14 protein-coding genes are annotated in these 15,007 nt (G+C 43.6%); 7 read left to right on the top strand and 7 right to left on the bottom strand.

All coding sequences use genetic code 11. From position 1 onward, the window contains the following. Positions 1–418: 418 nt before the first annotated feature. Positions 419–1,378 (top strand): M48 family metallopeptidase, encoded by a 960-nt coding sequence (locus tag HMPREF0666_RS11565; protein WP_009012543.1) that lies wholly within the window; start codon positions 419–421, stop codon positions 1,376–1,378. Positions 1,379–1,523: 145 nt separating this feature from the next. Here the strand turns inward: HMPREF0666_RS11565 and HMPREF0666_RS11570 are convergent, their stop codons facing one another. From HMPREF0666_RS11570 to rpmH, 4 genes are all read right to left on the bottom strand, one after another. Next, positions 1,524–2,519, bottom strand: coding sequence for a D-alanine--D-alanine ligase (locus HMPREF0666_RS11570; RefSeq protein ID WP_009012544.1), 996 nt, complete (start codon positions 2,517–2,519; stop codon positions 1,524–1,526). 174 nt (positions 2,520–2,693) lie between these two features. Next, positions 2,694–3,794: an RluA family pseudouridine synthase gene (locus HMPREF0666_RS11575; protein WP_009012545.1), complete on the bottom strand. Its 1,101-nt coding sequence runs from the start codon at positions 3,792–3,794 to the stop codon at positions 2,694–2,696. A gap of 6 nt (positions 3,795–3,800) precedes the next feature. Beyond that, positions 3,801–4,580 (bottom strand): PASTA domain-containing protein, encoded by a 780-nt coding sequence (locus HMPREF0666_RS11580; protein ID WP_009012546.1) that lies wholly within the window; start codon positions 4,578–4,580, stop codon positions 3,801–3,803. A gap of 217 nt (positions 4,581–4,797) precedes the next feature. Continuing rightward, positions 4,798–4,953: a 50S ribosomal protein L34 gene (rpmH, locus tag HMPREF0666_RS11585; protein ID WP_004361653.1), complete on the bottom strand. Its 156-nt coding sequence runs from the start codon at positions 4,951–4,953 to the stop codon at positions 4,798–4,800. A gap of 218 nt (positions 4,954–5,171) precedes the next feature. Between rpmH and efp the strand changes: the two genes are divergently transcribed. The 3 genes from efp to cdaA all read left to right on the top strand — a co-directional run bounded on the left by efp (position 5,172) and on the right by cdaA (position 8,389). Further along, positions 5,172–5,738, top strand: a complete 567-nt coding sequence (gene efp, locus HMPREF0666_RS11590) for an elongation factor P (RefSeq protein WP_009012547.1) — start codon at positions 5,172–5,174, stop codon at positions 5,736–5,738. Positions 5,739–6,649: 911 nt separating this feature from the next. After that, entirely contained in the window at positions 6,650–7,492 is an 843-nt protein-coding gene (gene folP, locus HMPREF0666_RS11595; RefSeq protein ID WP_009012548.1) for a dihydropteroate synthase, read from the top strand. 120 nt (positions 7,493–7,612) lie between these two features. After that, positions 7,613–8,389 (top strand): diadenylate cyclase CdaA, encoded by a 777-nt coding sequence (gene cdaA, locus HMPREF0666_RS11600; protein ID WP_009012549.1) that lies wholly within the window; start codon positions 7,613–7,615, stop codon positions 8,387–8,389. Positions 8,390–8,596: 207 nt separating this feature from the next. Here the strand turns inward: cdaA and HMPREF0666_RS11605 are convergent, their stop codons facing one another. Beyond that, positions 8,597–10,342 (bottom strand): GNAT family N-acetyltransferase, encoded by a 1,746-nt coding sequence (locus HMPREF0666_RS11605; protein ID WP_009012550.1) that lies wholly within the window; start codon positions 10,340–10,342, stop codon positions 8,597–8,599. Between the two features lie 410 nt (positions 10,343–10,752). Between HMPREF0666_RS11605 and pta the strand changes: the two genes are divergently transcribed. Together pta and HMPREF0666_RS11615 are read left to right on the top strand one after the other, a co-directional pair. Then, on the top strand, positions 10,753–11,796 hold the full coding sequence (gene pta / locus HMPREF0666_RS11610) for a phosphate acetyltransferase (RefSeq protein ID WP_009012551.1): 1,044 nt from the start codon (positions 10,753–10,755) through the stop codon (positions 11,794–11,796). Between the two features lie 117 nt (positions 11,797–11,913). After that, complete coding sequence (locus HMPREF0666_RS11615; RefSeq protein WP_009012552.1) at positions 11,914–13,119, top strand: acetate kinase; 1,206 nt, start codon at positions 11,914–11,916, stop codon at positions 13,117–13,119. A 381-nt stretch (positions 13,120–13,500) separates the two neighbouring features. On the opposite strand, the gene HMPREF0666_RS11625 is transcribed toward HMPREF0666_RS11615, so the two are convergent. Both HMPREF0666_RS11625 and HMPREF0666_RS11630 read right to left on the bottom strand, forming a co-directional pair. Next, a complete protein-coding gene (locus HMPREF0666_RS11625) occupies positions 13,501–14,265 on the bottom strand; it encodes a UDP-2,3-diacylglucosamine diphosphatase (RefSeq protein WP_009012553.1) in 765 nt (254 codons plus the stop codon). 133 nt (positions 14,266–14,398) lie between these two features. Next, positions 14,399–14,719 carry a metal-sulfur cluster assembly factor gene (locus tag HMPREF0666_RS11630; RefSeq protein WP_009012554.1) on the bottom strand — a complete coding sequence of 107 codons (321 nt, stop codon included), beginning with the start codon at positions 14,717–14,719 and terminating at the stop codon, positions 14,399–14,401. A 35-nt stretch (positions 14,720–14,754) separates the two neighbouring features. Between HMPREF0666_RS11630 and HMPREF0666_RS17660 the strand changes: the two genes are divergently transcribed. After that, positions 14,755–15,007: hypothetical protein (locus HMPREF0666_RS17660; RefSeq protein ID WP_009012555.1), on the top strand; the 253-nt coding region annotated here is incomplete at its 3' end.

A 15,007-nucleotide genomic window follows, 5' to 3' on the forward strand; every position in this document is an offset into this window, starting at 1 on the left:
CCCAATACAGACTCGGTAAGTTTTTCAAAAGCCCAACTTTTGAGAAAACGTCCATAATATGATAAATTCCACCGAAAGAAGTGATATTCTCGTTTTTAATTGCTACCTTTGTCATGTCAGATTTTTGCTTACTTGTTATGTTTGCAGCACTAAGATAGGTGAAATTTCTGACATATCCAAGTGTTTTTGAGAACTTTGTTTCTCAGACACTTGGAGTTCTTACAAGAATTTATGCTGCGGAATTAAGGTGATAATTATATACATAATAACACACTAAATATTAATCAAAAGAGACCCATCATTAACCCAATTTTAAATAAAATTTAAAGAAAATAGAAAGCACTAATTTAGCTTGTGTAATCAAAAAATAATCAATACATTTGCACTTATAAGAAATATTATTAATTACTAAAATCGTATGAAAAAAAGTATCTTTAGCGTATGCGTTAGTGCCCTACTCTTATTAGGTTCCATGCCTGCAATGGCACAGTTCAACATTGGTAAAGCAGCAGGTGGTGCTACGAAAGTGCTAAAAGCAGCCACATTAACAGATGCCGACATGGCAAAGTATGTAAAAGAGTATATTGAATGGATGGATGAGCACAACCACGTTTGTGACGCAAATAGCCCTTACACGAAGCGTCTGAATAGACTGACAAAGGGACTGACATCGGTTGAAGGCATTCCTTTGAACTTTAAGGTGTACTATGTTATAGACGTTAATGCATTTGCTTGTCCTGATGGTAGTGTTCGTGTCTTCTCTTCTCTGATGGACGCAATGACCGATGATGAGTTGTTAGGTGTTACCGGACATGAGCTTGGACACGTCGCCCACAAGGACTCAAAGAAGCGATTCCGCACAGCTTTGCTCACCTCTGCCTTGAAAGACGGTATCTCTTCAACCAACGGTGTGGCTTCATCTCTTAGCCAGTCACAGCTTGGCGACCTTGGTGAAGCTCTCCTTCAAGCTAACTATTCACAGAAACAAGAGAGTAAGGCTGACGCCTACGGCTATGATTTCCTTAAAGAGAACGATAAGAACCCATGGGCTATGGCACTTGCATTCGAACGTCTCAAGAAATTAGAAGAGGATGCTGGCGTTCAAAAAGATAGTAAATGGCAGCGCATGTTCTCATCTCATCCAGACCTCGACAAACGTATCAAGACTATGAGTAAGCGTGCTGAGAGAGATGGATTCACCCGTCCTGAGAACAAGATGCCAGAGAAGATTGTACGTGAAGAGCCTGCACAGACTCAGCAAACAACTGAGAAGACGGTCAGCAACCGCACTCCAAGAAAGCAAACCGTTGGTAAGCGCCCAGCTGGCAAACGCCCTGTAGGCAAGCGTCCTGCACGTCCTGCACACAGACGTAGATAATAATTACCTGTTTGTTCGTGACTTTCTGTCAACGAACAAACACAAAAAAGAGAGGGTATCAGAAAGCCTGTCGGAAGGACAATGGCGCATCTGATACCCTCTCTTACTTTATGTTGTCTTGAAAGAGATAAACTCTATCCTATCACTAAAACTGATTCTCAACAATATCGGATAGTACATCCTTGATATCTAAACCTGCTGCTCGCACCTGTTGAGGGATGAAGCTGGTAGCTGTCATACCAGGAGTAGTATTGATTTCGAGCATGTTGATGACATCAGTACCGTCCTTATCCTTTGAAATGATATAGTCAATACGGATGATACCATTGGCATGAAGGATGTCATAGATACGACTGGTCTCGGCTGCTACACGCTTAGCTGTCTCCTCAGACATACGAGCTGGGGTGATTTCCTCAACCTGACCGTTATACTTAGCATTGTAGTCAAAGAACTCGTTGCTGGTTACTACCTCCGTAGCAGGGAATACAACAGACTTATTCTTAGTCTTATAAACACCCTGAGAGATTTCCATTCCATCCATGAAAGCCTCTATCATCACCTCATCACTCTGCATAAAAGCTACACGAAGAGCTGGTGCTAACTGGTCGATATTCTTCACCTTTGACACACCAAAGCTACTTCCATCAGAAGAAGGCTTAACGAAGCAAGGCATACCAAGGCGTTTTTCTATCTCAGCCTCATCGTACTCTTCACCACGACGGAGCAAGATGCTGTCTGCTACCTTTATCCCAAAGTTACGTAGGTAGTTATTAAGAACATATTTATCAAAGGTCAAAGCCTCAACCAACACACCTCCTGTTGAGTAAGGAAGATGGAGAAGGTCGAAATAGCCTTGCATCACTCCGTTCTCACCAGGCTGTCCATGAATTGTAATATAAGCATAATCAAACTCCGTACGCTTACCGTTCACGACAAAAGAAAAGTCATTCTTATCAATCGGAGCCAGACTTCCATCAGGCAATTCGACATTCCAATCGAGACCTCTTACGTCTACTATATATATATTGTAACGCTCCTTATCAAAGAAAGAGTATAACCCTTGTCCTGAACGCATAGATACATCATGCTCTGATGAGTCGCCACCACAAACGATAGCAATTGTACGCTTTAATTCTTTCATTGTGCCTTTTTTATTTTTATTCCCTCTTTTCCCTTGCAGAGAAGGATATTTTTTATTCCCTTCGTAGGGCTTATTTGGGTTATTATTATTTCTATCTTTATGAATAGTCAATGGTATGGACGAATTAAAATCCTACTAATAAGCGATTTACCCAACCATCAACACTGAGTTTCATTACTCATCTACTTGTTTGCTTGCTAAGCCTCCAACGTAGCTTCTCCACTTCTCTATCAATGTGGCAAGGTCGTTGGGAAGCTCACTCGTAAAGTCCATCTGCTCGCCCGTAACGGGATGAACGAATCCTAACGTCCGTGCATGGAGTGCTTGACGGTCGCAGATAGCGAGACAGTTATGGATGAACGCCTTATAAGAACTCGACCGTTGCCCACGCAGAATCTCCGTTCCACCATAACGTTCGTCCCCGAACAAAGGATGACCAATATGTTTCATGTGTGCACGAATCTGGTGTGTACGCCCCGTTTCAAGGATACACTCGATAAGTGTTGTATAACCGAAGCGCTCAATGACACGATAATGTGTGACAGCAGACTTACCTATCTCCGAATCAGGAGGGAATACTGTCATCCGCAATCTATCCTTCGGATCACGCGCAATGTTCCCTTCGATGCGCCCTTCATCATCTGTCAGATTACCCCAAACAAGGGCATTATAGCTGCGATGGGTTGTCTTATTAAAGAACTGTTTACCCAAGGCTGTCTTCGCATCAGGCGTCTTTGCAATCACCAAAAGGCCACTCGTGTCCTTGTCTATTCTATGTACCAACCCAACCTCAGGGTCATTAGGGTCGAAGGAAGGCATATCCCGCAGATGCCAAGCCACTGCGTTGATCAATGTACCATGGAAATTGCCTGCTCCAGGATGCACGACAAGACCCGCCGGCTTGTTTACTACCATCAAGACATTGTCCTCATAAACAATATCTAAGGGTATATCCTCTGCCTCTATCGTATTATCATGCTTTGGGCGGTCGAGCATTAAGGTGATAACATCCTCTGGACGCACCTTATAATTACTCTTCACTGGTGCGTTATTCACATGGATATACCCTGCATCAGCAGCCTTCTGAATACGGTTACGACTGGAGTGTTGCATCCGTTCGAAGAGGAACTTATCAATACGGACAGGCTCTTGCCCTTTGTCTACCACGACACGGAAGTGCTCATACAACGTTCCCTCCCCTTCTCCACTGCCTTCAGTAGGAAGGAGGTCATCGTTAAGCTCATCGTCAAAAACAATCTCTTCTTCTGTTGTCATCGTAAACTACTCTTTTGATCTAACCGAAGATGGGTCGGCAGGTAAGCCCGACTGTGAAGAGGGACCCGAACTATTAGCGCCCGACCTTCCACGGCTATCTTTTATCTCGTTGCCATTCTCATCAACAGGCACCTCTACATATTCCTCTACCTCATCGTATTTAGGAACCTTCTCTTCTACTTCCACGTCTTCATACTCAGGCTCATTCAGTCCTGCTGTATCAGAGATTTGACGTGTACCATCACCCACCTGCAAGACAATCACAGCATCAGATGGAACACGATCGCCTGCTTGTACATGCTTACCATTAACTAAGATGCCATAAATCCAGTCTTTCTCACCAGGGATATATTCTGGTTCACCGACCTTAAAGCCCATAGAGAGCAACTGAGCCTGCGCCTCACGAAGCGAGTTATTATCAATAATATCAGGGATGACAAGCGATGGAGCACTCGCAGCATTAATCGTTACATAGATTACATGGGTAGACTTAACGCGCTTACCACCTGCTGGCGATTGTTCAAGAATACAATCAGCAGGAAGCTCCTTCACATATCCTGTATCCGTAACCTCGATTGTCAGTCCTACTTTATCCATAATATCCACAGCATCATCATACTGCTTATGAATAACATTCGGCACGACGATAGACTCACCATGAAGTGTATAATAGTCAAGCCCAAACCTGACTCCTATCGAGAGTATCAGCACAAGGATGACAATAGCAAGGATATTACCCCAGATATATGTGCTGTTAAATTTGTGGAAGAATTCTCTTGATGTCATTCAACTTGTCTCTTTTTCTTCTAACTTATCAACTCGTAGTATTCTCAAATAACTTGTTTACTCGTCAACCTGTCAACTTGTCTACCTACCAACTCACCAACTTGTCAACTCATAATTCTATCTGGCAAAGTTAGATAAAAAAACGGAAAGAAGCAAAGAATACTCTCTACTTCTTTCCGTTTTCACCTATTTCCTCATTAAGGACAGGCGTACTCATTTACTTTCCGTGATGCTCGTCAGAAACAGTTAACTTCTTACGACCCTTGGCACGACGGGCAGCTAATACGCGACGACCGTTCTTTGTTGCCATTCTCTCGCGGAAACCATGCTTGTTGACACGGCGACGATTGTGCGGCTGAAATGTTCTTTTCATTTTCTTATCCTATTTTATTGTTATTATGCAAATTATCAGTACGGCAGGACAAAGCCTGCCATTATGGGTTGCAAAATTACTTAATCTTTTTGAATTAACCAAGAAAACGATGATTTTTACGCCCTTTATTTACGTTTTTTTCTATATTTTCTGTAACTTTGCACCGCATTTACAAGATAACAGCATATAAAAAATAACAAATTAGATATTAACAGATTATGATTAATTCACAGGAAATCAAGATCGGAACATGTATCCGTCTCGATGGTAAAATTTGGACTTGCATCGACTTCCAGCACCGCAAGCCAGGTAAAGGAAACACTGTTATGATTACCAAACTAAAGAATGTATCAGACGGCCGTGTGCTTGAGCGTACATTCCAGGTAGGTTTCAAACTTGAAGATGTACGTGTTGAGCGTCGCCCTTACCAGTATCTTTATCAGGATCCAACGGGTTACATCTTCATGAATCAGGAGACTTTCGAGCAGATTCCTATCCCTAAGCACCAGATTACTGGTTCTGACTACATGAAGGAAGGTGATGTTGTAGAGGTTGTTACAGACACTTCTGACGGCACAATCCTCCTCGCTGAGATGCCTGTTAAGACTACCTTGACTATCACACACAGCGAGCCAGGCGTAAAGGGTAACACTGCTACAAACGCAACAAAGCCTGCTACACTTGAGACAGGTGCTGTTGTTCGTGTCCCTCTCTTCATCAATGAGGGTGAAGTTATCCAGATTGACACTCGTGATGGTAGCTACTTGGGCCGTGTAAACGCCTAAGTCTTGCCTGTCGAAAGACAGATATTATCATCAAATAGCATATAGAATAGGATATGTCAAACGACTGGCATATCCTATTTTTTTGCTTTCCTTCATTCCTTAAAAGCTTATCACCAAATCTTATTCCTTACTTTCCCAAATTCTTGACGATAGAATACTGTAACGTATTTCTTGTTTTCCTCATTCCTTAAAAGCTTATTATAGAATAAGAGAAAAGAGTATAACGGTCCATTCGCAAGGCTCAACCCATCATTTGATTACACCTTTCTACCATCTTCACAACTCGTTCTACAATAGGAGAAAAGTTCCACCTCCAAATTATTTTCACGACAGGAAAGATTTATTTTCATGAAGAAAAATATTTTTTTCATGACAAGAAATATTTTTTTCATGAAAATAATTCGAGACGTAACACCACTCTACCTTCATCTTATCCTTTTTATTAAATTCTACAAACCTCATTCTACCATACAAATAATATCACTTTTCCACATCACCAACTCCCCCATCTCCCTGTTATCATGCCTTATAATGCCCCCAACTACCCTGTTACCCTGTCTCAAACATCTCCCGTCTACTCTGTTACCATGTCTTAAAACCACCCCACTCTACCCTGTTACCCTGTCTTAAACATCCTCTGTCTACTCTGTTACCATGTCTTAAAACCTCCCCTCCCTACTCTGTTACCCTATCTTAAACATCCTCTGTCTACTCTGTTACCATGTCTTAAAACCTCCCCTCCCTACTCTATTACCCTGTCTTAAACATCTTCTGTCTACTCTGTTACCATGTCTTAAGATCTCCCCACTCTACCCTGTTACCCTGTCTTAAACATACCCTGTCTCCCCCACTAAGTTATTTTTTCAATTCAAAATTCCCATATATGCTACTTTTGCATTACCTTTGCGGATATGGAGAATATGAACCTTGGGGCAGACATAAAGCCCACTAATTACACTATCAACGTACGAGGGCAACTCATCGACTTGAGTCATCCACTCGTCATGGGTATCATGAATGTAACACCCGACTCTTTCTTTGCTGGCAGTCGGGTACAGACAGAGGAAGCTATCCGCCAACGTGCACACCAGATAATGGCTGAGGGAGCGAAAATTATTGACGTTGGTGCATGCTCTACTCGTCCCGACAGTGAACCTGTCAGCGCCGAAGAGGAGATGAACCGATTAGCTTTTGCACTCCCCATCATACGAGATGCCGAGCCAGATGCTATCCTTTCTATCGATACCTTCCGTGCGTCAATAGCCAAACGGACGATAGAAGAGTTTGGTGCCGACATCATTAATGATGTTGAAGAAGGCAAAGATCCAAACATGTTCCCTACTGTCGCCGAATTAGGTGCACCTTATATATTAATGTCGACAGCAGCCAATCTGCACGACATGCTCATCGATTTCTCACGTGAAGTGCAAGAGCTACGTGCCTTAGGACAGAAAGACATCATCCTCGACCCAGGCTTTGGCTTTGGAAAAGGGGCCGTTGACGGTAATTACACACTACTGAGCGTAATGGAGCGACTGCAGGTCATGGAACTACCTATACTCGTTGGCATTAGTCGTAAGCGTATGATTCATCAGCTCTTAGGCATAACAGCCGCAGAGAGTCTTAACGGAACCACCGTTCTGAACACTATCTCGCTCATGAAGGGAGCCAACATTCTTCGCGTTCACGACGTTCGTCCTGCCGTTGAAGCAGTGAGAATCGTTGAGGCAATGCGACAGAATGCTGAGCAGTAAGTCCGATTTTACACATTAATTATAACCCAACAGATAACCCATACTTCACCCACTATCAGCTATCCTCTGCCCTACACGGTCAGAGACGATGGTAAAAAGACGGGGAGTAGTTTTGTAATTATGTTTTTTCCATTTGGTATAAAGGATGTAATCGACATCGTGCTGGTAGCATTGATGCTCTACTATAGTTACCGATTGATGAAAGAGTCGCGTTCGCTGAACGTCTTTATCGGTATCATGGTATTCATTATCGTGTGGCTCATAGTCAGTCAAGTGTTAGAGATGCGCTTATTAGGTAGTATCTTAGACAAGCTCGTTTCGGTGGGAGTCATCGGTCTTATCGTTCTGTTCCAAGAAGATATACGTCACTTCCTCTATAGCCTTGGCGCACACCGAAAGGTGAATAACATCATGAAACTATTCACAAGGAAAGGCAATAAAGGTGAGGTAGACAAAGAGACCATTATGCCTATCGTCATGGCCTGTATGAGTATGAGTCGTGGAAAGGTTGGTGCACTGATTGTAATAGAGCGTGGTGTGATGTTGGAAGACATTGTTGAGACCGGTGACCTGATTGATGCTCGTATCGACCAACGCCTAATAGAGAACATCTTCTTTAAGAACTCACCCCTTCATGACGGTGCGATGGTGATTTCAAAACGCCGTATCAAAGCAGCAGGTTGCATCCTTCCTGTAAGTCATAAGCAGGATATTCCAAAGGAACTTGGCCTCCGCCATCGTGCAGCCATGGGTATCTCGCAAGACTCAGACGCCTTAGCTATCATCGTATCAGAGGAGACGGGCCGCATTAGTGTTGCCATACATGGTGAGTTCCAACTACGTCTTTCAGCCGAGCAGTTGGAGAGTATCCTCACAAAAGAGATTGTCACTGTGTGATGGATGTTAGGTGATGAGTGTTAGGTGTTGATGAATTGCGATGAATGATGGGTGTTGGGTGATGAGTGATAGGTGTTGATGAATACTTATAAAGGGTGTTGGATAAAATGTAAATCAGCAACCAACATTCAACACTCAACACCTATCACCCAACATCACCATTCATCAACACCTAACATTCAACACCTATCACCCATGACTCAACACCTAATTAAGCATTAAGTTCATCTCAAGGCTATCATCCTTAAAGATATAATCAGCTAACTCAGCAATCGTTAGTGAGCGCGTATTAGGCAAAGGTCGATTTGTTCGAACGACGTGTCCTCGCTTGATTTGGAAGTATGTGTTGTTCATTGGAATATCCGAATCGTCATACACACGGATATTCTCTGTACGTTCAGGATGGCGTTGCGCATAGAGTTCTAATGCTTTCTCCGCATTGATAACACGTATCATAGCAGGGATATCTTTGGTCTCTTGCTGTCCAGTCGGGTTAAGCGTCAATGTGAGACGATTGTCCTCCTTAATAATCTCCAACCCTTCCTCGTCATGTAAGAGTACACAGTCTTTCTTGCGTTGCCACTCATCAAAGGTCTTAAAGTCCATCTTGTCAATCTCCTTCGGACTCGGAGTACAAGTGATGTTACGTGTGTAACCACATCGAGCATACCAGTCATAAAGCCATTCCTCAGCAGGTATTAATGTGGCAAAGACAATATCCTTGTGATAAAGACGGAAATGAGCCTGTGACATAAGGTTGTTGCCAATGTTCTGCTTGCGGTACTCCTCTCGTACACTCACACCACTAATATAAGCAGTTCGCACCTCTTCTGAATAATACTTCATCGTATAAGGGAGCGTCTGAAGGGCTGCCACAGTGTGCTGATCAACCTGACAGATAACGTTATATTCAGGTTTGAAGATACGTGAGAAATAAAGTTGAATAAAGGGTTCAACGTCATGGAAGGTGTCACGCCATAGTGCTATCGTCTCCTCCTTAATCTCCTCCTGTGTCTCTTCCTGCGCCAGTGGATATTTCTCCATGATAACATTCTTCTCCAAGAGGATGTCTGGCTTATAAGAAAGCTTCGCATATCGGAGACCCTCTATACCAAGGTCTTCCTCACGATTCATATACTCATATTGTTCTGGGAGATGCTGTGCGAACTCCTGATTGATGATAGAGAAAGCTCCTTCGTAGGCCGTGTCAGCCTTCTCAACACACACATCAAAGACCGTATTCGTAATAGGACAGCCAAAGGTAAAGGCTATCAGCTTGCCATCTACCCATATTGTCCCACCGAGAGCACCAATCTCATCCCACAAGTCGAAGACACGTGTCATTGAACGAAGCTCCTCTGAGAGTTCTTCAGACTCGTCTGTATCTTCCTTTGTGACAGCTCTCCATGACTCTTCCACAGCGATACACTCTGGTATCATGTCCTTTGTTAGTGTTCGATACTCATAGTTTGGGAAGCTCTTACGAAACTTATTACAGTGGTTACGCTTCCCTTGTAGCTTCTTACCAGATAGTGTCGCCAGCTTTTCTCGTGTGTAGATATAATCGAAGTGATCGCGGTCTGGCTTAATATAAAAGGTCTCTGGGAAGGTTTCCTCTAATATTTTCGTCATATAAGAACATACGCCTAACATCAAGAAGGGATGACCCAAGATGATAGCATCGTCTCGCATCTGACGGACAACAGCAGCAAAACGCTCTCGCATCCCCTCCTCCCACTTGCATTTCCACACCGGAGCCATATAAGCAAGATGGTGTCCTGTATAGAAACGGAACACTAAGAAGCCATCAACCTCAGCTATTTGCGTATTATATAAGAACCTCCATGAAATGATGTTGGCAAAGCTTAAGTCGCAATTCATGCGGTCGCCACACAGCGTATAACGCTGTATTAATTCACGGTCGGTCGTTTTTACATCATGAAACTTAATCATATAATTATCTACATTGTTTAGATTACAAAGATAACCAGAAAACTTTAGACTCGCAAAGGCAGGCTTGCTTTTATTCTTTTAAGGGTGAAATAAAATGGTATCTCCTATCATCATGCAGGCTAATGTAAGTAGATTGCATCCTGTTTAGCCCCGATTACCATTGATGTACACTATCCGCACATGCGGCGTGAAGTCCCTGTACAACTACGAAAGAAGGTAAAATAGGAGCATTTTCACCCCTACCACATTCAAAAGACAGCCATAGTAAGGTTATTACTAAAAATGTTTAGCAAACAACATAATTCTCTTTTATGGGAGAAAACAATAATTATGTTTGGCATTACAACTTTCTTTTGCTATCTTTGCATAGCAAAACTGAATTTATAATAAATACATTTTAAGATACAAATATGGACTTATTAGAGCAAATCGTTGCACGTGCTAAAGCCGACAAGCAGCGTATCGTGCTCCCCGAGGCAGAAGAGGAGCGTACCTTAAGGGCAGCTGACAGAGTGTTGGCTGACGACATCGCCAATCTGATCCTCATTGGAAACCCAGCCAACATACGTAAGCTTGCCACAGAGTGGGGGCTTAAGAACATTGACAAGGCTACCATTGTCGACCCAGAAAACAACCCAAAGAGTGAAGAGTATGCCGCTAAATTGGCCGAACTACGCCAAAAGAAGGGTATGACATTAGAGCAGGCTCGTGAGCTGGTAACCAAGAACAATCTTTACCTCGGCTGTATGATTATTAAGACAGATGGTGCTGATGGACAGATTTCTGGTGCCCTCTCTACAACAGGAGACACCCTTCGTCCTGCTTTACAGATTATTAAATGTGCACCAGGGATTAGCTGTGTGAGTGGTGCTATGCTCATTCTTACACACGAGGAACAGTATGGTGAGAACGGAATTGTCGTTATGGGCGACGTTGCTGTTACTCCTAACCCAACAGCCGACCAGTTGGCTCAGATCGCATATACGACCGCTGAGACCGCAAAGAGCGTTGCTGGCTTCCAGAACCCATACGTTGCTATGTTGAGCTTCTCTACTAAGGGCTCTGCACAAGACGCTAAGGACCGCGAGACAGGTAAGAGTGTTTATATCATCGATAAGGTCGTTGAGGCTACAAAGATTGCCAAAGAGAAGTTCCCAGAACTGAAGGTTGATGGCGAGCTGCAGGCAGATGCCGCATTAGTCCCAGCCGTTGCTGCGAAGAAGGCACCAGGATCTGACATCGCAGGTAAGGCTAACGTGCTTGTTGTTCCTAACCTTGAGGTAGGTAACATTGGCTATAAACTGATTGAGCGCCTCGGTGGTGCGAAGGCTATTGGCCCTATCCTCCAAGGTATAGCACGTCCTGTAAACGACCTCTCACGTGGCTGCTGCGTTGATGATATCTATTATATGGTAGCTATCACAGCGTGTCAAGCACAGGACGCAAAGAGGTAAACTGAAATCAAAAGTGCTGATCTAATAGTTATTACTTCGTCTGTTGCACTATTAGAAACCAGCAAGACTCAAAATCAATATTACTAACAACATCATTCAATAATCACAATTACGTATATGAAGATATTAGTTTTAAACTGCGGAAGTAGTTCTATTAAATACAAACTGTACGATATGGCAGACGAGTCTGTACTGGCTCAGGGTATCGTTGAACGCATTGGTCTTGATGAGGCATTCATCAAAGTGAAACTTGACAACGGTGAGAAGAAGCAGATTATGGCTGACCTTCCTACCCACAAGGAGGGTGTTGCACTCGTATTCAAGGTGCTCCTCGACCCAGAGATGGGTGCTTTGAAGAGCTTGGACGAGATAGACGCTGTTGGTCATCGTGTCGTACAAGGTGGCGATCTATTTGAGAAAAGCTGCATCGTAACCAAGGAAGTGGAGGAAGGTATTGAGAGTCTTATCGACCTTGCACCTGTTCATAACGCAGGACACTTGCGTGGTTTGCGTGCTGTTGACGCTTTAATGCCTCACACACCACAGGTAGTAGTATTCGACAATGCGTTCCACAGCACCATGCCTGACTACGCTTACCTCTATGCAGTGCCTTACGAGTTCTACAAGAAGTACCATGTTCGCCGCTACGGCTTCCATGGAACGAGCCATCGTTACGTGTCACACCGTGTCTGTGAGATGCTTGGTGTTGACATTAAGACACAGAAGATTATCACTTGTCACATCGGTAATGGTGCTTCAATGGCTGCTATCAAGAACGGTAAGGTCATCGACACCTCTATGGGACTTACCCCATTGGCAGGTTTGATGATGGGTTCACGCTCTGGCGACATCGACCCTTCTGCCGTTACATACCTAATGGAGAAACTCGGAAAGAAGCCACAGGAGATGGCAGACTTCCTTAATAAGGAGTCTGGTGTACTTGGTATTACTGGCATCAGTTCGGACATGCGCGACATTGAGAACGCTGACAACGCTGGCGACAAGATGGCTCATCTGGCATTACAGATGTACACCTATCGCATTAAGAAGTACATCGGTGCTTACACAGCAGCAATGAATGGTGTGGACATCATCGTTTGGACAGCTGGTGTGGGTGAGAATCAGACTGGTCTTCGTTGGGATGCTTGCAAGGACATGGAGTATCTTGGCATTAAACTCGACAAGGAACGCAACATGTGCCGAGGTGAGGAAAAGATACTCTCTACCGACGACTCAAAGGTAAAGGTTGTCCTTGTTCCAACAGACGAAGAGATTGTTATTGCACGCGACACACAGGACTTGGTCAGAGACTTGAAGAAGTAAACATCGTAACTTAGACGTATTAGGCGGTTATAGACATCCCTTAGGGAGCTATAACCGCCTATATTTGTATAAAGACATTGTCGAATAACAATAAAGACACATACAAACGCGAAAGGTAGTTGTCTCACGACAACTACCTTTCTTTTGACTAAACTTAATCTACAAACCTGAGTTTTATTTTATATTATGAATGTCTTAAATCAAATCAAAGGCTGAACGCCAGTCTTCTTCTCTATCGGTAATGGTTTAATGTCCATCCCTCTTAAAGACAATGCAAAGTTACGCTTTTGTTTGATAACCTCCAAATTCTTTTGCGAAAATTTATATTTTATACTCAAAATGGGTCCATTTGTCTTTACAAATAGGAAATTTTTACGTTTGTTAAGGCTTACTTTCACCCTCTACATACTCTTCTAAGAACATGTGTTCACCATCGAAGACGGCGTAAGTAAACTGCCATATCCAATCGCCAAGGATAAGCATACGCACTTTCCGCGACAGAGTGAGATCCAGTTCGATGTGGCGATGACCATAGATAAAGTAGTCTATATCCTTATGAGTAGCCATATACTTCTTCGTATATTGCACCAGATACTCCTTGTCTTCGCCCAAGTAGGGTATTTCCTTCCCATCGACACGTTTCAATCTACTCTTCTTTGCCCAGTTAAGGCCCAACTGCATACCCCACCAAGGGTGGAAGAAGTTAAGCAGTCGTTGACAGAAACGATTATGAAACACCTCCCGAAGAAAGCGAAACATCGGGTCTGGATCACCTAAGCCATCGCCATGTGCAAGATAGAACACCTTATCATAGATTTCCGTTGTCACTGGTTTGCGATGAAGGATGACACCACACTCCTCCTCTAAATAGCCGTAGGTCCATAGGTCATGATTACCTGTAAAGAAATGGACCTCCACTCCCATGTCCGTCAACTCAGACACTTTCCCAAGGAAGCGAGTAAATCCTTTGGGGACAACATACTTATACTCATTCCAAAAGTCGAACATATCTCCAAGGAGATAGACCGCGGCAGCCTTATGCTTAATGCTATCCAAGAAGCGTACAAGGCGGCGTTCGTGTGTTCGACGGTGGTCAATGGCAAGTGAGCCAAGGTGGGCATCAGAAAGGAAATAGATATTTTTCATATCATTGGGAGGGTGAATGGGTGATGAAAGGTGGGTGATTTCGGAGGGAGTTCTGAGGTAGTACCTCAGAAACGGGGACCCAGCTGGGGACGAGGGGGGCACCTCTGGGCTAACGAAGAGGGAGCGAGGATGCTTAGTCGAAGCCTAATTCAACACGTGCCTCTTCTGACATCATGCTCTGATCCCAGACCGGTTCAAACACAAGATTAATGTTTGCAGTCTTAACACCCTCAACACTCTCCACCTTTGTGCGCACATCTTCAAATATAAAGTCAGCTGCTGGGCAGGATGGAGAAGTAAAGGTCATATCCATGTCAAGGTTACCCTCATCATCAAGATCAATCTTATAGATCATACCAAGGTCATAGATATTCACAGGTATCTCTGGGTCGTAAACGGTCTTCAACACATCAACGATACTTTCTTCTATCTTTGTTTTCTCTTCTATTGTCATATCTTTTAATATCCTTTTAAGGTGAATTACTCTTTATGATGATAGTACACACGAGTGCTATGAAAGCTTGCTTTGACATTGCCGAGTGCCGCCTATCTTCTGCAAAGATAGTGCAAACGAGCGCAATGAAAGCTTGCTTTCACATTGCCGAGTGCCGCCTATCTTCTGCAAAGATAGTGCAAACGAGCGCAATGAAAGCTTGCTTTCACATTGCCGAGTGCCGCCTATCTTCTGCAAAGATAGTGCAAACGAGTGCAATGAAAGCTTGCTTTGACATTGCTGAGTGCC

The sequence above is a fragment of the Prevotella sp. C561 genome (assembly GCF_000224595.1).
GTDB classification, from domain to species: domain Bacteria; phylum Bacteroidota; class Bacteroidia; order Bacteroidales; family Bacteroidaceae; genus Prevotella; species Prevotella jejuni.

What these genes read in the sequence shown, in the direction of transcription:
- HMPREF0666_RS11575 (WP_009012545.1), bottom strand. Translation starts at nt 3,794, where the DNA reads ATGACAACAGAAGAAGAGATTGTTTTTGACGATGAGCTTAACGATGAC.
- HMPREF0666_RS11565 (WP_009012543.1), top strand. Translation starts at nt 419, where the DNA reads ATGAAAAAAAGTATCTTTAGCGTATGCGTTAGTGCCCTACTCTTATTA.
- folP (WP_009012548.1), top strand. Translation starts at nt 6,650, where the DNA reads ATGGAGAATATGAACCTTGGGGCAGACATAAAGCCCACTAATTACACT.
- HMPREF0666_RS11570 (WP_009012544.1), bottom strand. Translation starts at nt 2,519, where the DNA reads ATGAAAGAATTAAAGCGTACAATTGCTATCGTTTGTGGTGGCGACTCA.
- HMPREF0666_RS11605 (WP_009012550.1), bottom strand. Translation starts at nt 10,342, where the DNA reads ATGATTAAGTTTCATGATGTAAAAACGACCGACCGTGAATTAATACAG.
- HMPREF0666_RS11615 (WP_009012552.1), top strand. Translation starts at nt 11,914, where the DNA reads ATGAAGATATTAGTTTTAAACTGCGGAAGTAGTTCTATTAAATACAAA.
- rpmH (WP_004361653.1), bottom strand. Translation starts at nt 4,953, where the DNA reads ATGAAAAGAACATTTCAGCCGCACAATCGTCGCCGTGTCAACAAGCAT.
- cdaA (WP_009012549.1), top strand. Translation starts at nt 7,613, where the DNA reads ATGTTTTTTCCATTTGGTATAAAGGATGTAATCGACATCGTGCTGGTA.
- pta (WP_009012551.1), top strand. Translation starts at nt 10,753, where the DNA reads ATGGACTTATTAGAGCAAATCGTTGCACGTGCTAAAGCCGACAAGCAG.
- HMPREF0666_RS11580 (WP_009012546.1), bottom strand. Translation starts at nt 4,580, where the DNA reads ATGACATCAAGAGAATTCTTCCACAAATTTAACAGCACATATATCTGG.
- HMPREF0666_RS11625 (WP_009012553.1), bottom strand. Translation starts at nt 14,265, where the DNA reads ATGAAAAATATCTATTTCCTTTCTGATGCCCACCTTGGCTCACTTGCC.
- efp (WP_009012547.1), top strand. Translation starts at nt 5,172, where the DNA reads ATGATTAATTCACAGGAAATCAAGATCGGAACATGTATCCGTCTCGAT.
- HMPREF0666_RS11630 (WP_009012554.1), bottom strand. Translation starts at nt 14,719, where the DNA reads ATGACAATAGAAGAGAAAACAAAGATAGAAGAAAGTATCGTTGATGTG.